At 58.4% G+C, this 15,379-nt stretch carries 18 protein-coding genes; 9 read left to right on the top strand and 9 right to left on the bottom strand.

Features of this window, described 5'->3' with window-relative positions:
• The first annotated feature begins 4 nt into the window (after positions 1–4).
• Both H6F58_RS13215 and H6F58_RS13210 read left to right on the top strand, forming a co-directional pair.
• The gene (locus tag H6F58_RS13215) at positions 5–304 is read left to right on the top strand and encodes a HigA family addiction module antitoxin (protein WP_171919681.1); all 300 of its coding nucleotides are present in this window, start codon (positions 5–7) and stop codon (positions 302–304) included.
• Positions 304–840 (top strand): isochorismatase family protein, encoded by a 537-nt coding sequence (locus tag H6F58_RS13210; protein WP_195181939.1) that lies wholly within the window; start codon positions 304–306, stop codon positions 838–840. Before H6F58_RS13215 ends, H6F58_RS13210 begins: the two co-directional genes overlap by 1 nt.
• 907 nt (positions 841–1,747) lie before the next feature.
• Here the strand turns inward: H6F58_RS13210 and H6F58_RS13205 are convergent.
• On the bottom strand, positions 1,748–2,920 hold the full coding sequence (locus H6F58_RS13205; RefSeq protein ID WP_195181938.1) for an amidohydrolase: 1,173 nt from the start codon (positions 2,918–2,920) through the stop codon (positions 1,748–1,750).
• 16 nt (positions 2,921–2,936) lie between these two features.
• On the bottom strand, positions 2,937–4,364 hold the full coding sequence (locus tag H6F58_RS13200) for an MFS transporter (RefSeq protein ID WP_195181937.1): 1,428 nt from the start codon (positions 4,362–4,364) through the stop codon (positions 2,937–2,939).
• Positions 4,365–4,481: 117 nt separating this feature from the next.
• Here H6F58_RS13200 and H6F58_RS13195 point away from each other — a divergent pair, with 117 nt between their 5' ends.
• Positions 4,482–5,489, top strand: coding sequence for an AsnC family protein (locus H6F58_RS13195; RefSeq protein WP_060702097.1), 1,008 nt, complete (start codon positions 4,482–4,484; stop codon positions 5,487–5,489).
• Positions 5,490–5,586: 97 nt separating this feature from the next.
• Positions 5,587–5,889 (top strand): hypothetical protein, encoded by a 303-nt coding sequence (locus H6F58_RS13190; protein ID WP_195181936.1) that lies wholly within the window; start codon positions 5,587–5,589, stop codon positions 5,887–5,889.
• Positions 5,890–6,123: 234 nt separating this feature from the next.
• Here H6F58_RS13190 and H6F58_RS13185 read toward each other — a convergent pair whose 3' ends face one another.
• The gene (locus H6F58_RS13185; protein WP_195181935.1) at positions 6,124–6,624 is read right to left on the bottom strand and encodes a DinB family protein; all 501 of its coding nucleotides are present in this window, start codon (positions 6,622–6,624) and stop codon (positions 6,124–6,126) included.
• 134 nt (positions 6,625–6,758) lie between these two features.
• On the opposite strand from H6F58_RS13185, the gene H6F58_RS13180 reads away from it, so the two are divergent.
• From H6F58_RS13180 to H6F58_RS13165, 4 genes are all read left to right on the top strand, one after another.
• Positions 6,759–7,583 (top strand): hypothetical protein, encoded by an 825-nt coding sequence (locus H6F58_RS13180; protein ID WP_195181934.1) that lies wholly within the window; start codon positions 6,759–6,761, stop codon positions 7,581–7,583.
• 80 nt (positions 7,584–7,663) lie between these two features.
• A complete protein-coding gene (locus tag H6F58_RS13175; RefSeq protein ID WP_195181933.1) occupies positions 7,664–8,089 on the top strand; it encodes a VOC family protein in 426 nt (141 codons plus the stop codon).
• Between the two features lie 16 nt (positions 8,090–8,105).
• Entirely contained in the window at positions 8,106–8,828 is a 723-nt protein-coding gene (locus H6F58_RS13170) for a class I SAM-dependent methyltransferase (protein ID WP_195181932.1), read from the top strand.
• Positions 8,825–9,355 carry a GNAT family N-acetyltransferase gene (locus H6F58_RS13165; RefSeq protein WP_195181931.1) on the top strand — a complete coding sequence of 177 codons (531 nt, stop codon included), beginning with the start codon at positions 8,825–8,827 and terminating at the stop codon, positions 9,353–9,355. The genes H6F58_RS13170 and H6F58_RS13165 overlap by 4 nt, the downstream gene beginning before the upstream one ends.
• Here the strand turns inward: H6F58_RS13165 and H6F58_RS13160 are convergent.
• The 3 genes from H6F58_RS13160 to H6F58_RS13150 are packed head-to-tail and all read right to left on the bottom strand — an operon-like array spanning position 9,352 to position 11,337.
• Positions 9,352–10,119, bottom strand: a complete 768-nt coding sequence (locus tag H6F58_RS13160; RefSeq protein ID WP_195181930.1) for an SCO1664 family protein — start codon at positions 10,117–10,119, stop codon at positions 9,352–9,354. The genes H6F58_RS13165 and H6F58_RS13160 overlap by 4 nt on opposite strands.
• Positions 10,116–10,643 (bottom strand): DUF3090 domain-containing protein, encoded by a 528-nt coding sequence (locus H6F58_RS13155; RefSeq protein ID WP_195181929.1) that lies wholly within the window; start codon positions 10,641–10,643, stop codon positions 10,116–10,118. The genes H6F58_RS13160 and H6F58_RS13155 overlap by 4 nt, the downstream gene beginning before the upstream one ends.
• 10 nt (positions 10,644–10,653) lie before the next feature.
• Positions 10,654–11,337, bottom strand: a complete 684-nt coding sequence (locus H6F58_RS13150; protein WP_146275569.1) for an MSMEG_4193 family putative phosphomutase — start codon at positions 11,335–11,337, stop codon at positions 10,654–10,656.
• 235 nt (positions 11,338–11,572) lie between these two features.
• Between H6F58_RS13150 and H6F58_RS13145 the strand changes: the two genes are divergently transcribed.
• Entirely contained in the window at positions 11,573–12,406 is an 834-nt protein-coding gene (locus H6F58_RS13145; protein ID WP_195181928.1) for an MBL fold metallo-hydrolase, read from the top strand.
• On the opposite strand, the gene H6F58_RS13140 is transcribed toward H6F58_RS13145, so the two are convergent.
• From H6F58_RS13140 to H6F58_RS13130, 3 genes are all read right to left on the bottom strand, one after another.
• Positions 12,403–12,867: a phage tail protein gene (locus tag H6F58_RS13140; protein ID WP_195181927.1), complete on the bottom strand. Its 465-nt coding sequence runs from the start codon at positions 12,865–12,867 to the stop codon at positions 12,403–12,405. The two genes, H6F58_RS13145 and H6F58_RS13140, sit on opposite strands and share 4 nt — an antisense overlap.
• Positions 12,868–12,931: 64 nt before the next feature.
• Entirely contained in the window at positions 12,932–14,131 is a 1,200-nt protein-coding gene (locus tag H6F58_RS13135; RefSeq protein WP_348536398.1) for an acyl-CoA dehydrogenase family protein, read from the bottom strand.
• 60 nt (positions 14,132–14,191) lie between these two features.
• A complete protein-coding gene (locus H6F58_RS13130) occupies positions 14,192–15,340 on the bottom strand; it encodes an acetyl-CoA C-acetyltransferase (RefSeq protein ID WP_060703427.1) in 1,149 nt (382 codons plus the stop codon).
• Positions 15,341–15,379 lie beyond the last annotated feature (39 nt).

The following is a 15,379-nucleotide window of genomic DNA, read 5'->3' as shown; positions in this document are numbered from 1 at the left end:
AGAGATGGTCGAGAAACTCTACCCGCCGATCCATCCGGGGGAGGTCCTGATGGAGGACTTCATCGAAGGGTTCGGCATTACCCAGAATAAGCTCGCGGTGTCGATCGGTGTCCCGCCGCGCAGGATTAACGAAATCGTGCACGGCAAGCGGGGGATCACTGCGGACACCGCACTGCGCCTCGGACGCTTTTTCGGTGTGGAGCCTCAGTTCTGGCTCAATCTGCAGACGCGTTATGAGCTGGAGATTGCCCAAGACCTTGCCGGCGACCGGATCGCTGAGATCAAGCCGCTGAAGGTCGCCTGATGTCGAATACTGCTGAAACAGTACTCGTGATTATTGACATGCAGCAGGGCGTAGTCCCAGGATGCTTCGATGCGGATGGCGTTGCCAAACGTGTCGCTAAGCTCGTCGAACGGGCGAGATCGCGGTCCGTTCCGGTGATCTGGGTAATGCACGATCCAGTTGGTGAGGGCACGCCCGCATGGGATCTTGTCGCTCCACTTAAATGGATCGACGGCGAGGCAGTAGTGAGAAAGAACTATCGTGACGCGTTCGCGCAAACGCTTCTGAGGCAGACGCTCGACCGGCTAGAGGCGACACGTTTGATTATTGCGGGGGCCCAATCTGACTACTGCATCAGAACGACGACTCAGCGTGCAGCCGTTGAGGGATACGACGTCACTCTTGTGGGCGACGCACACACGACAGGGGATGCCGAGTGGGATGGCGTAACTGTCACAGGGGCACAGATCGTGGCACACACGAACATGTACTACGCAGGTTTGCGATATCCGGGACAACGGTTCGACGTTGCGACTCATTCTGACGTCATGCTCTGAGGTTGGCATGTGTGGAGGCAACGCGGAGTTCCGCTTCAACGTCTAAGACTTCTCAGCTCAAACTCCCTCGGTTTCTATTGAAGCCGGGGGCGTTTATACATGGTCATCGTCAGCAAGAATCCTTGACCCATGTACGACTTGAACAAGTTGAACTCTGATTTAGGACTTCCGCGGCCCTGACCCAATTCCGCAATCAGCAGAGGCACTGCATCGATACGGTGGAACGAGAGCCAGTCGAGAATACTTCACGTGGTGCGAGTCGCCATGTGGCCCGGGTTCTACGTCCATGCCCTGCCGGCGAACTCGGGAATTGATTTTAGGGTGAGGTGAACTACCGGTTCACCATCAGGCGCCGAGCAGCAATGTCCCTACGGGGCTGGTCTCCAACCAAGGGCGCGGTCAACGACAGGGTGAGCTCCTTATGAACCGTGCGGCACCTGAAATGGTGGTAACGGGCGGCGTTGACTTTGGCTATCTCGGATGCCGCGAGGAACTCGCCCCTTTTCTATTAGGTTCGCGATCCGTAGGGCAACTGTTGCTCGTCCACGCCACGTCGCAGGTAAAAATTCATGGCCATGGGCAACGAACGCGATCCGTATCGGCTTACGAGGCAAGGAACGATCTGCCATCAGGAATCGAATACTCGCAGGAACATTCCAGCCCAGCTTGGAGAGTGAAGCCAATGGGTCCGCAACCTACTGCTGGCCTGATCAACAGTGGGCGACGGGAGGAAATTCCGGCTGGCCGGGTGTTCCACCAGCAAGTTCGGCAGCATCAATTACGGTGGTGCGCCGGTTCTCCCCACGCGCTAATGAGCGGCTGGGGAGTTCCTTGCGCAGCCGACGATGACGCTATCCGGATTTCCAGCTCCGAAGGATCGAATTATTCGGGGATAGCGCGATCGAAATTAGGGCTCGGTACGTTCGAGCAGCCGAGTACGCTGATGGCTGTCCGTCGCTGCCCGCACAACGGCACCTGCTAAGGCATAGGCTGCGTCGATGATTGCGGTGTCGGCTTGAGCGGTGGTTCCGTAGAATGCGAACTCCTTTGAATGGTGGGAAGCCGACTGAACGTCGTATCCAATCATCGGATGAATGGAAGGAACAGCCAACGAAACATTTCCCATGTCCGTTGAAGCAATGGGAGTGGAATCGAAAACGGCTTGTCTTCCGCGTTCTGAGAGTGCTGTTGCATATGCCGAGGAAAGAAAAGAATCCTGGCGGAGTTCCGCGAAGGTGTTGCCGCGTTCTTGAATATGTAATTCGCACCCGCTGGCTATGGCGCCGGCCGTGAGGCAATTACGCACTTTTTGATTGATGACCGTCAGTTGATCGATATTGGGCGCGCGCATCTCAATCCTCAATGTGCTCTCGTCAGGAATGACGTTTACCGAGTGTCCTGCCTGCATCACAATCAGGGAGATAATCGATTTCATCGGCAGCTGTTGTCGTGCGAGTGCGATGGCATACTGGGCAATATTGGCTGCATCCAAAGCGTTTGTTCCCAATTCGGGCGCGGCAGCCGCGTGAGCCGCTTTCCCGCGATAGGTAATGTCCCAGGCGTTCAGTGCAAGGGAGGAGTTTCCAACCGTGTCTTGGCCACTTGCATGAACCATCATGGCCAGATGCGATGTCGAGAAAAATCCGTCGTTGAGGAGGTCTATCTTGCCACCGTGACTTTCTTCAGCTGGGGTGCCAAGAACATGCACAGTGATATCGAGTTCGTCGCAGATGGTGCTCAGGGCGATGGCTGCCGCGACGCTGGCTGCAGCATTAACGTTATGTCCGCAGGCGTGGCCGATGTTAGGAAGTGCATCGTATTCAACGCATAGCGTCACGACTAGTTGGCCGGTTCCTTTGCGCATGCTGAATGCAGTGGGAGCCTCGGGCTGCGTCGCGTCCAGGTTGAAGCCGTAGCGGTCCAATAGGCGGATCGTTGACTGGCGGGCAAAGAATTCTTCGCCGCTCATTTCAGGATTCTCATGGATCTGATGACTTAGCGTGACGACGTCGCGATTGCTGTTCTTGAGCGCACCATCAATCAGCTTCATCAATATAGGAATTTCTGTGCTCTTCTTCATTTGCTGCACTGTTTCCTCAGGCCTGTCGAATGGGACGTGTGAATTGACGTTTAGAGAAGCGACTGCCTGCAACTGCGGCAACGACTGAGGCTACTGCGAGGGTGGCCCAAATGAGGTGAATACCCTGTTCGGTAATAGCGCCTTGTGCATCGACATTCATGCTGGACAGCATTTTGATGACGGCGGCACCGCAGGCGATGCCCACAGACAATGCCAGTTCATTAATGCCAGCAGCTGACGATGTTTCCTCTACCGGAACTCCCTCAACGCTGAGGGCACGTGTTGCACTTTGATAAGATCCCAGGGCCAAATTGAAAATGCTGAAACCAATAAAGTACCCAATCAGCGTGTGCCCAGCGACCAGGAACACCACGAATCCGCCGGCCAGAAGAAGCCCAGATGAAACCAGCGCCACTCGTTCGGAAATCCGATTCATAATCGGCCCTGCGCTCAGTGAGGAGAACAAAGAGAACAGGGATGTCACCGCGAGAATGACGGCGATAATCATGGGCGAAAAATCAAAACCATAGCCCGTTGAAGACCGATCGGAATGCAGGACCAGCCCATTGGTGCCGAAGTAGCTAATCGAAGCAAACCCAAAGAAAAAAGTTGCAATGGATACGCTCCGAATAGACCGCAACTTGAGCATTCTCAGATCGGTAAAGCGTCGCACCTCGTCGCGAGGCCGTGAATCCATCAACGCCCATGCGGCTAATAACCCAGCCCCTAGAACTATGGAAACAAGAGTTCGCCAGGAGCCCCACCCCCAGTCAGGTGCCATGGAGAGGCCTGTCATGAACAGGATGATCCCAACAAGACAGCTAATCATGGGCAGCGCGGCGATCGGTTCTTTTGCCGGATTGGGAGTATCGGGCAAGAGCAACGCGCAGATGATTGCTGCTACGGCGAAGGGGATCCCGATCCAGAAGCCGCGCAATGGATCTACCGCTCCTAAGACGCCTGCCACCAAGCCTCCGATCCCGACCATGATCATGAGGGTGCCGATCAGGTAGCTGACGCCTCGACGCGTTTCCTCAGGGCGGGTGAGTCGCAGAATGCCCATCATCAGCGGAATAAATCCCACGACGCATGTGATCAGAATTACGCCAGCAATGATTGCGATCAAACTTGGGACAAACGAAAGCAGCCCGACTCCTGCCGCAACGAGTACGGTGGATGCCAGCAGGACTCGCTTGTATCCGAACCTATCGCCCAGCCGTGAAATCAAGGGTGTCAGAACCGCGAAGCTCACGTTGGCGATAAGGAAAATTCCGTTGATCGTGGGGGCATCGATATCGAACACGGGACCCAACGCGGGAAGTATTGGGTTGAGAAAACCTTGTACAACTCCGCTGAGGGACTCGATTGTGATTAGTAGTGCCATTAGCCCGATAAAAGTGCCCTTAGGGGCAACTTTGGTGGTGAGCTGGACCGCTTTACCCATTAACATTCCCAACCTTGAATTGAGGCGAAGCAACTTGTGTGCCTGCCATCACAAGTGTAAAAATGGGCCGTGAACGTTCGGTGAAATGTTCGCTTTCATCCAAAAAGGGTCGCTCCAATGCAAAAATCTTCCATCGGGTCAGAATTGGACCTTGCGATTTTGGGCTCCCTGGAAGTCCATCCGCGGGTCGAATTCAGCAAGCTTGCCCTTGTTCTAGGGGTATCCAGCTCCACGGTTGCACGGCGCTGGGAATTCCTGCAGTCGGAGGGTCTTGCCTGGACCACGGTCATCCCGGGTGCACGGTTTTTGGAAACTGGCTGGTCGGCATTCATGACTATTGAATGCGAACCAGAACGGGAAGAGGAACTCGCCGAAGCGCTCTGTGCTGAGCCCGCGTTTGGAACCGTGGCGCTCATTACTCATCATCGTCAATTCCACATTGACTGTTTTGCATCATCGCACAATGCGGGAATGGAAAAGCTCCAGACGACCTTGCGGAATCTGCCAGGGGTGCGAAGCCGGCACATTAGCCCTATTTCACGAATCTATCGCCAAGCGAACGAGTGGAGTAGCGGAACATTGGCCGTGGCAGAAAAACAACAAATCTCTGATTCGGAATCCGCGGACCTGCCTTACTTTCGACCGGACGAATTAGACTCTGAGATCGTCAAAATGTTATTCGTTGATGCCCGGCAGAGTTGGCAGCACCTAGCCCAAATGCTCTCAGTGTCAGCTCAGACAGTTCAACGACGCGTGCAAAAACTGATAGCCAGCGGGTTTATAGCGTTTCGATGCGATAGCGGCAGGCTGACTAGCGCTGGGTTGCAGGACTTCAACATAATTTGGTCTGTCCCGCCCGCTGATGTCGACCGCGTTGGGCAGATACTTGCAAATGACCCAGCGTGCAGAGTTAGCGCAAGAATGATTGCCTCCTCGAATCTCGCGGCCACTTTCTGGCTACGTGATTTCAAGGCTGCCCATGAACACGAGATGACCGTTCAGAAGCTAGCGCCACAAAGTTTTGTCCAAGAACGATTTGTCGCTTTGAAAACACTCAAGCGTGGTGGACAGATTCTCGATGATGCTGGGCGTCGCGTCGGATGTATAGCAATACCGTTGCTATGAATATGCAAAACCTCGCCGAATAGAGGGCAATAGCTGCGTCGCGTTTGCTCGCATTCCACCTCGCACCACGGAATTGCGCGGAGGCTATGCTTGGGCCATGAGCAATATCAGTGGGCTGAGCCTTTGCTGCTTGTTGTGGGCACGCGACGGTGAAGCTGCGGGTCTTCAGGCGTATGAGGATCGAGTGCTGGCACTGATTCCGGAGCACGGGGGACAGGTGGTGCAACGCGTCCAGAGCATATCTGACGCGGCCGCACCTGGCGAGGTGCAGATCTTCCGCTTTCCCTCGCAGTCGTCACTTGATTCCTATCTCTCGGATCCTCGCAGGCTTGCGCTGTCCGAAGAACGGGATCGTGTGGTGAGCAGGACCGAGCTCTTTCCCATTGATTTTCTCGCTTGACGGTAGCCATGGATCGCTGGCCGAGGTTTCCAGCTGGCCGAGGCCGGGTGCCATTTCTTCTTTGACCGAGGGCAGCGCAAGTGTTCCCGTCCTACACGGACCGATGACTTCAACTGCCCCGTTGATGCCGGGCATAAACAGCAGGATTTGAAGAGCTCTGAAAAGTCCAGGTGGCAATTGCGGTTTCCTGGGCGCTTGGTGGTAACCAACAGCGCTCGTGCAGCACAGTTTCGGCTATTGCCCTGCAGCAGCACCGGCCGCGTAGGCGGCCTGGGCGACGTGCTGGGTGGCATCATCAACGAGGGAGACCAGGCGCACTCCACGAGTCACCGGGGGATCCCAGCCATGGTCGATCACCTCGTCCAGGTCTTCTTCTGAGAGCGTTCCGGTGTACTCAATGAGAGCTTGCAGGGAGGCTTGAACATAGTCCACCAGCAACTGCTGATCTGGAACCTGGATCTGATGGGCCTGATCCCGTGAATGGCCGTACCCTACGGAATCGCCGAGTTCACCCAAGCCGAATTTGCTGCGGTAGGATTCCCAGACTTCGTTCCCTCCGCTCAGGTGCGCGAGCTGAACGTCGATTTCCCTTCCTGCGTGCCACAGCAGCCAAGCGATCGAGTTGGGGTGCCCGGCTGGGTGGGCATTTAGCTGCTCGGCGGAAAGCGCCGGGAGGTTGCGGGCAGCCTCGATGGGGCGCTGGGCGAAATCGGCAAAGACATCCGTAATGTTCATAAGCCCATTCTGCACGCCAACTGGATCCTTGGCCATGAAAGCTGAACTCCGAAGGCCCGGAGACCATGGAGGGAGGTACGCTGAACTTGGCGACAGTGCTTCCTGAAACACGGAATGGACGAGGAAGGATGGCGATGGGCCCCGACGGATTATTCGCTTTGCGAACAGGCGTATTCAGGCTGCCCGACGGCCAACCGGCAACGCTCGAAACGCATGTACTCGGAACGCTTTGCGTACGCTCGGGCAAACTGGCCCTCTGCGATCCGCTATATCTGCAGGACCCCGGCCTGCTCACCATCCCTCCGGGAGACTACAAGGTGGTAGCAACGATTGCGAGGGTTCCGGAGAGCTATGATCTGGCGATGAGCAGGCCAGCCTACCTGAGCCTGATGCTGTCCGGTGATCCCACCGCCTCGATCCATCCCGCGGTTTTTGCCACCGGTGGTTCAGAACGTGGCGTCCGCCCGGTCGAGGGCGTAGCGGTGATGCCTGGTCTTCAGGGAATACCTTCGTCGCAGATGTCCAGTGTTGCAATGGTGGACGCCGAAGCCATCGTTCGGGCCATGCCCGATGATCCTGGAACCTGGTTCGATTCGGTGATTTCACCGAGCGATGGCACCGGGTGGTTCGACCGCATGGATACAGAAATCGATGGTCCGCTCGGCTCGCTCTTCACTCGATTGCCCAAGGCCGCAGATGCAGAGAATATAGCAATTCTCATCGCCCGCCCCGGGAGGGTATTTCCGGTGCTGGAGACGCGGGATGCGCAGGATCGAATCACCGGAATCCATATTGATTTACTGGTCATTGGGGATCTGAGCGAAGTTCTGCAGGCTTTTGACGGCCAGGATGACTATGCACTGGAATATGCAGAAGAAGCGGCACGGGACTTGCGGCACCAACAGGGTCAGCGGGCAGAGGGGCTAATCATGAGAATGCGGAAATTTTTCAAACGCTAGTACCTGCTGGAATTCGCGGACCCAAGCTGTCTGGACAAGCCAACTGGCATCACTCACCAACGAGCGATTTGGAGCAAGAAGTGAAACTGCATCATGTACAAGTCTCAATGCCGCAGGGGCAAGAAGCAGAAGCCCGCCGATTCTATGCCCAAGCCCTGGGGCTTCATGAGGTGGATAAGCCTGAAGCCCTGGCAGGCCGCGGCGGCTGCTGGTTTCGGGCCTATGACGGCGACGCCATCGTCGCCGAAATCCATCTCGGTGTAGAGGAGCCGTTCCTGCCCGCCCGCAAAGCCCATCCTGGACTCGTGTGCGATTCCTTGGCGGAGCTAGAGGCCGCAGCACATCGGATCAAGTCAGGCGGCTTTGAGGTCTCGTGGGCAGAGCGGGAATCTTTCGAAGGGTATATTCGATTTCATGCCCGCGACGGTTTCGGGAACCGCATCGAAATCATGGCTCCTTCGACATCGCCAAATTCGCCCGACAGCGAGGTGCATGACAACCAATGAATGAATCGAGAACTACTTGGCTGATTACGACCCTCGAATTGTCGCGTTGTACGACGGAGAAAATCCTGACGGGCCAGACCATGACTACTACCGATCCCTCGCCGTTCAGCCTGGCGTGCAGCGCATTTTGGATCTCGGTTGCGGCACTGGAATTCTCACCGTCACCTTGGCGCAGGAAGGGCGTGAAGTCGTGGGCATGGATCCATCGCCGGCCATGCTTGACTATGCCCGCCAGCGAGCCGGCGCCAGCGAAGTTCTATGGGTCGAGGGCGACTCACGCGCCCTTGATCATGGGCTGTTCGACTTGGCGGTCATGACGGGCAACGTGGTGCAGCACATTCCGGACCAGCAGTGGGAACGAACCTTGCAGGATTTGAGGCGCAGCCTGTCCTCCGGATCTGTTCTCGCCTTTGAAAGCCGAAACCCGGAACGACGAGCGTGGGAATCCTGGGCGCGCGAAGAGCCTTCCACCAGAGACACGCCATTCGGACCGGTGACTGAATGGTGCAAGGTTCAAGAACTCAGCGAAGGGAAGATACTCCTCGAATCATTCTCGAAATTCGCGACCACGGGAGCAACAGTGCATGAAGATCTGGTGCTGGCTTTCCGCACCGTCGCACAACTGGAAGTCCAGCTGCAGGCAGCTGGATTCACGGTTGATGCAATCCGGGGTGACTGGAACCGGACACCATTTGACGGAAGCCAAGCGGTCATGATTTTTGAAGCGAGGGCAGCATGAGCGTGTTCGGGCTCGTCGGACTTCAGGATGCGCGCGCTTTGCAACGGCTCATGGAATCCAACGCAGGCTATGCAGTGCGCATCCAGGGCCATGGCGTTGAGCCCGGAGCAGCGCAGGAAGCGCTCACGGCGCTGCCACCCAACGCTGTTGCCGCCCAGAAGCGTGGTTATGGATTGTGGGAAGGCAACCGATTGCTGGCCTTCGCAGATGTCATCATTGGCTGGCCCGAGCCGGGGACCGCGCATATCGGGTTGCTCATGGCCGACTCCGAGCGGGTTGGCGAGGGGCTTGGACGAAGGCTGCATGAAGCCATCGTCACGGAGTTGCGCGGAGCCGAAGGCCTCGGCTGCCTTCGGCTGGCCATCGTGGATGCAAATGCGGACGTGGCTGAACCATTCTGGAAGAAGATGGGCTATCAGCCCACGAGCCAGGTGGCACCCCATCGACAGGGGACCGTGGAATCCGCCTCGCGGATCTGGCGCCGAAAGCTTGGCTGCGGCGCAGAGGCATCAGCCGGGCCTAATTAGAACAGCGGCCAGGGAACTGCGGGCATATCACCGCTCGGGCCGGGGAAGCGGGCATCCTGGCGAAGCAACAGGCACCGCTGCTGCAAAGCTTCGAGCTCCACATCGCTGAGCAGCTTGCCCAATTGCTCGCCCAGCGTTGAGCCCAATGCGGTATTGACCCGGTCAATGCCGGAGAGTTCTTCGTCATCCAGCGGCTGGCCAATCCACCCCCAAAGCACCGTGCGAAGCTTGTGCTCATCATGGAAGCTCAGCCCATGGTCTACTCCATAACGGTGACCGTCAGGCATCGCCAGCACGTGGTCGCCCTTGCGGTCCGCATTATTGGCCACGATGTCGAAGACCGCCATCCGGCGCAGGACAGCGGTGTCCTCATGAAGCAGGCTCACCTGGCGCCCGATGTCGTCTTGCCCGTGCAAGACCGTCTTCCAGCCTTTGGCGGGGAGATTGCCGGTGGCCACGAGATCCACCGCATGCTGCTCGGAGTCCACTTCTTGCCAAAGCTGCACCATGCCTTCGCCAAAGGGGCCATCGCGCAGCCAGGTCTTCGGAACAAGGTTCCAGCCCAGCGCCTCGGAGACGAGGTAGGCGGCAACTTCGCGGTTGGCCAGGGTGTGCTGCGGGAAATCCCAGAGCGGCTTTTCACCGGCAATGGGCTTGTAGACCACGCTCAACCCACCGATGGTGCCCAAAAAGGTGGCATTGGATGCCGTGGTGATACGGCCGGTGAGTTCGAGTTCACCGGCGAGCAGATCCGGCTGGGTCATGGAAGCTCAGGGTTCTGGCAGGTATGTCCTTCTGGATCAATTGGATAGCCGCACGACGAGCAGACCGGGCGGCCGGCGGCAACAACTTCGTGGGTGCGCATGGCAAAGGCCCGCGCCGTGCCCACGGGCATGCGCACCTGCATGACGGCCTCGGGCTCGTCTTCGGGATGCGCTTCATCAAGGGAAAATGCTTCCAGCACCACCTGGGCCACGGTGGCATCCCACCCCAGGTTCATAGACCCGACCCTGAAGGCTTCGTCGACCTCTTCCAGCGGATCGTTATCCACCAGCTCCACCGGAGTATGGGTCGGAACGCTGAAAGAATTCCCCGCAGCGGTCGCGACCTGATCGAGAATCTCATCGATCATTTCTGCGACGACAGCTGCCTGCTGCTTTTCCAGGGCAATGCTGGTCATGTCTGATCCGGCGCGCGCTTGCAGATAAAAGGTGCGGGAACCGGGCTCGCCGATGGTGCCAATGACTACTCGATCCGGCCAGTTGAATTCGTGGACTTCGCTCGCCATGTCTGCTTCCTTAGTTTCCTGCTCCGCCACCCACAGGGGCGTCAGCTGCTTGCAATCCCGGGGCCAGCCAAGACAGGTCCCCGCCGTCAGTATTAACCGAGTGCACACGAGGCGAACCCGAACCGTAGTGGACAATCGATGCAGATGCCGGGCCGACGTTGATGCGCTGGAACAGGTCCAAGTGCATGCCCAACGCATCAGCCAGTACCGACTTGATGATATCGCCATGGCTCACGGCAACCCACACCGCCCCAGTTCCATGTTCCGCCTCGAATCCGGCGTCAAGGCGCCGTATCTCGGCAACGGCCCGTGCTTGCATGCCCGCCATCGACTCGCCCTGCGGGAAAGTGACAGCAGAGGGGTTGGCCTGCACCTGGGACCACAAAGCCTGGGTGGAAAGCTCGGCCAGGGCGCTGCCTTGCCAGGTGCCATAATCGCACTCGGTGAGCTCTTGTGCAAGCAGCAGTTCTGGCGCGTTCTTTTGCGCTTGGATAATGTGCTGGGCTGTCTGCTGGCAGCGTTCCAGCGGGCTTGAAACGATACCTGCCAAAGGCACCTCGGCCAGCCGCAGCGCAGTTCTTGCGGCCTGCGTTTTGCCGGTTTCGTCGAGGCTTACTCCAGGGGCTCGTCCGGCCAGAACACCAGAGGCGTTGGCGGTAGTGCGGCCGTGCCGCACAAGAATTACTGTGGCCATGATCCCAGCCTAGCCATCTGGCAGAAGCCATGCGAGAATTTGCCGGTATTCCGCCCTGTTGCGAAAAAGCGCACCCCAAGTCGAAACCGCCTCGCAGCGGCCCAGGAGCACTGTCCTCCCGCGGGCGAATCAGCAAGAGCCCGCAAGGACAGGTGGCGGAAACCGCGCTAGTATCAGATCTGGTTCACCAGGCTGCGCGACGTGGTGGGCAGTAGGCCACATCAGGGGAGCGGACATGGGCAATGGCCAATGGATTGAAGTAGGCAATGGCGTATTCCAGCGGCGCTATGACCCGCTGGATGTTTCCATCGGACTGGTTTTGGGACCCACCGGAGCCGTGGTGATTGATACTCGCAATAATCCCGCGGAGGCATTGGCGATCATCGAGGATGTGGCCGAAGGCTTGTCCCTGCCCATCATGGCCGCCATCAATACCCACGCCCACTACGACCATAGTTTCGGCAACCAGGTTTTCAAGGCCAAAGGCATCCCCATCTATGGGCACTATTTGATTGCCCGGCACTATGCGAACTACGAGAAACCCCATCTGGACAAGGTCAAGAATCATCCCGGCACGGAGCCTGACAAGTCGTGGCAGGAGGTGGTTCTCACCCCGCCCACAGTCCCGGTTCAAGCGCCAACCACCATTGGCCTGGGAGGCCGGGAAATCGAGTTGTTGCCGCTGGCGCCGGGCCATACCGATACGGATCTTGCAGTGCGCATCCCGGATGCGGGGATCTGGTTCCTCGGCGACATCGTTGAAGAATCAGGACCGACGATGTTCGGATCCGGCGCGCATCCGCTGGGATGGCCCCTAGTCCTCGAATCCCTGTTGGAGCGGATCGGCGAGTCCGATGCCATTATTCCTGGGCATGGCACGCCGGTGGATCGCGCTTTCGTTGTTCGGCAACAGCAGCAGCTTGAACTGCTCGCCGATGAATTGAGCGCCGCCCACGCGCAAGAGATCCCGGCCGGGAAGATCCGATTTTCTGCGGGCCTGCTGCAAATCTGGCCAGCTCAATTCCTGCGCGAAGCGGTCCAAGACGTGTACGCCCAGCTGGGGGACTAGTACTCGTTCTTGATGACGAAGTAGGATCCACGGATAGTGCCGGCCAGTTTGGACTTCTGGCGCGCGAACTTGAATTTGTCGGCGAGCTCCTCGGGAACCTCCATGCCATCAGACAGCTTGAACCCCACGGCACGCTTTTCCCCGTCGGCAAGTCCGTAGAGCACGTTGATGGACAGCCCCGACTCGTAGAAGACGTAGGCGCGCTTGGCTCCGTCGGCTTCAAAAACGCAGGCCTGCAAGGGGCGGGAAGCGATGTGGAGATCGCGTTCCTCAGCCAAGATGTTGTGGACCCATGCGATGACGCCGTCGGCATCCGAGGCGTCTTCAAGCACCAGGTCGTGATCGAATTTGTTTTTCAGATAGCGGGCCTCATTTGCCCGCAATCCGGCAAGGGCCTGGGCCACGGGGGAGGATTCGAACCCCTCGGTGGAGACATCCTTGAAATCAACCAGATACGCCACATTCAATCCTTTGCACTAGAACTTCGACGGTACAGCTCATCGTAGGCGATCAAGGCTGGCGGTTTCAGCCGAACGCGCTCATCCCGGTCAGATCGCGGCCCAAGATCAGCGCCTGCACCGATTCGGTGCCTTCATAGGTATGCAGCGCTTCGATGTCACCCACATGGCGGATCACATGGTTTTCCAGCAGTATCCCGTTGCCGCCGAGCATGTCCCTCGCCGTCGCCGCGACGCGCCGGGCGGCACGGGTGTTGTGGTACTTGAGCAATGAGGCCTGTGCCGGCCGAAGCCTGCCAGCGGCTTGTTCGGCCGCCACCGCGGCGCACTGCAGCTGCATGTTGGTCAGCTCCGCGAGCATTTGTGCCAGGCGTTCTTGCACCATTTGATGGGCGCCCAGCGGCTTGCCGAACTGTTCGCGCTGCTTGGCATACTGAAGCGCGGCTTCAAATACAAATAATGCGTGGCCCAGCGCCGACCAGCCCACGTTGACCCGGGTATCAACCAGCGCCTTCGATACATCCTTGAATGAAACCGCGTTGGCCAGCAGGGCAGAACGCGGCACGCGCACCTCGTGGAGCCTGATCTCCGCTTGCTCGATGGCCCTGAGCACGCCCTTGCCGCGAACGGGGGCGGCCTCATATCCCGGAGCTTGCTGCTCAACGATGAATCCCTTGATTTGCCCGTCGGCTTGGTCCCGGGCCCACACAATGGTGATGCCGCCCGCTGCTCCATTGCCAATCCATTTCTTGTGGCCGTTGAGAATCCACTGGTCGCCTTGCAAGCGAGCGCTGGTTTCCAAGCTCACGGAGTCAGAACCATGGTGTGGCTCGGTGAGCGCAAATCCGCCCAGGAGTGTTCCGGTGGCGACCGGTTCGAGATAGCGCTCTTGTTGTTCCGCGGTGCCGAAGAGCTTCAAGCTGCGCAGAACCAGTCCACCCTGCACTCCGGCGGCGGCGGCCATCGATCCGTCCGCCCGGGAAATCTCCATGGCCACCAGGCCTGCGGCAAGCGGGGAGAACACCGCATGACCGGGAATCTCCAGGCCATCGGTCAGCAGATCCAACTCGCCCATCCGCCGGACCAATTGCGTTGGATAGTGCGCTGCTTCCCAGTGCCCATTGATGACCGGGATGACTTCCTGGGCAAATAGCCGGGCCCGCTGCCAATGGCCCCGGTCCGCCGGGGTGATTCCTGCGAAGGCCGATAGATAGTCGGTGTCCAGCGGCTGGCTCAGGTCGTAGGTTTTCCAAGGATCAGTGGTCACGATTTCTGCCCTTTCCCCGCGGCGCATATGGCCCGCAGATGATTCCGCTCCGGCGCAACGCTATAGCCGTTCAATGATGGTGACGTTTGCCTGCCCGCCACCTTCGCACATCGTTTGCAGGCCCCACTTGGTGCCGCTGCGTTCCAGCTCATGCAGCAACGAGGTCATCAAGCGGGCCCCGGTGGCGCCGATGGGATGGCCTAGGGCGATGGCACCGCCGTTGACATTGACCTTGGACATGTCCGCGCCTGTTTCCTTCTGCCATGCCAGGACGACCGCTGCGAACGCTTCATTGATTTCAATGCGGTCCATGTCCTTTAAAGACATGCCCGTGCGTTCCAGCGCATATTTGGTGGCGCGAATTGGTGCTGAGAGCATCATGATTGGATCATCGCCCCGCGCGGAAACATGGTGGATGCGAGCTCGTGGCTTCAAGCCGTATCGCTTGACCGCGGCTTCCGAGGCAATCAGGAGCATGGCCGCGCCATCAGACATTTGCGAAGCAGTGGCAGCTGTATGCAGTCCGCCTTCGACTATGGGGGACAAGCTGGCCATCTTGCCGCGATCCACAGCCCTGGGGCCTTCATCCGCCTGCAACTGGCCCAGAGCCAGGATCTCACGGTCAAAGTATCCAAGCGCCTGGGCTTTGAGCGCCCGTTCGTGGGAGCCGACAGCGAAGTCCTCGAGCTGTTCGCGCGATAATCCCCAATGCTTGGTCATCATTTCCGCACCACGAAACTGCGAGATCTCCTGATCGCCGTAGCGGGTGGCCCAGAGCTTGGAACCGCGATAAGGGTCCGGGAATCCGAAATCTGCAGCTGCGGAGTTGGAATAGGAAAGCGGGATGCTGGACATCGATTGGACACCGCCAGCCACCACAAGATCGCTGCTGCCGCTCATCACCGCTTGGGCCGCATTGGAGACTGCCTGTTGGCCGGAGCCGCATTGGCGTTCCACAGTGGTTCCCGGGACTTCTTCGGACAGCCCGGCAGCGAGCCATGCGTTGCGAGCGATGTCCATGGCTTGCGGGCCAACTTGGTCGATGCAGCCGAGAATGATCTCGTCATATTCCTTGGAATCAACGTTATTGCGCTGGACAAGTTCGGCGAGCGGAGCCGCAGCGAGATCCAATGAATGCAGATCCGCGAGCGACTTTCCGCGCCGTCCTACTGGAGTGCGCAATGCATCGATGATGTAAGCCTCGGCCATGAGGTTCCTCCAGAAAATGCTCAAGTCATTGGTGGTTGC

The sequence above is a fragment of the Glutamicibacter sp. FBE19 genome (genome assembly GCF_015524875.1).
In the GTDB taxonomy this organism is placed as follows: domain Bacteria; phylum Actinomycetota; class Actinomycetes; order Actinomycetales; family Micrococcaceae; genus Glutamicibacter; species Glutamicibacter halophytocola.
Note: the sequence above shows the minus strand (reverse complement) of the source record. Positions and strands in the feature narration are given on the sequence as shown.

Coding starts and splice junctions, on each gene's coding strand:
- H6F58_RS13215 (WP_171919681.1), top strand. CDS start 5: ATGGTCGAGAAACTCTACCCGCCGATCCATCCGGGGGAGGTCCTGATG.
- H6F58_RS13210 (WP_195181939.1), top strand. CDS start 304: ATGTCGAATACTGCTGAAACAGTACTCGTGATTATTGACATGCAGCAG.
- H6F58_RS13205 (WP_195181938.1), bottom strand. CDS start 2,920: ATGAAGAAGAGCACAGAAATTCCTATATTGATGAAGCTGATTGATGGT.
- H6F58_RS13200 (WP_195181937.1), bottom strand. CDS start 4,364: ATGGGTAAAGCGGTCCAGCTCACCACCAAAGTTGCCCCTAAGGGCACT.
- H6F58_RS13195 (WP_060702097.1), top strand. CDS start 4,482: ATGCAAAAATCTTCCATCGGGTCAGAATTGGACCTTGCGATTTTGGGC.
- H6F58_RS13190 (WP_195181936.1), top strand. CDS start 5,587: ATGAGCAATATCAGTGGGCTGAGCCTTTGCTGCTTGTTGTGGGCACGC.
- H6F58_RS13185 (WP_195181935.1), bottom strand. CDS start 6,624: ATGAACATTACGGATGTCTTTGCCGATTTCGCCCAGCGCCCCATCGAG.
- H6F58_RS13180 (WP_195181934.1), top strand. CDS start 6,759: ATGGGCCCCGACGGATTATTCGCTTTGCGAACAGGCGTATTCAGGCTG.
- H6F58_RS13165 (WP_195181931.1), top strand. CDS start 8,825: ATGAGCGTGTTCGGGCTCGTCGGACTTCAGGATGCGCGCGCTTTGCAA.
- H6F58_RS13160 (WP_195181930.1), bottom strand. CDS start 10,119: ATGACCCAGCCGGATCTGCTCGCCGGTGAACTCGAACTCACCGGCCGT.
- H6F58_RS13155 (WP_195181929.1), bottom strand. CDS start 10,643: ATGGCGAGCGAAGTCCACGAATTCAACTGGCCGGATCGAGTAGTCATT.
- H6F58_RS13150 (WP_146275569.1), bottom strand. CDS start 11,337: ATGGCCACAGTAATTCTTGTGCGGCACGGCCGCACTACCGCCAACGCC.
- H6F58_RS13145 (WP_195181928.1), top strand. CDS start 11,573: ATGGGCAATGGCCAATGGATTGAAGTAGGCAATGGCGTATTCCAGCGG.
- H6F58_RS13130 (WP_060703427.1), bottom strand. CDS start 15,340: ATGGCCGAGGCTTACATCATCGATGCATTGCGCACTCCAGTAGGACGG.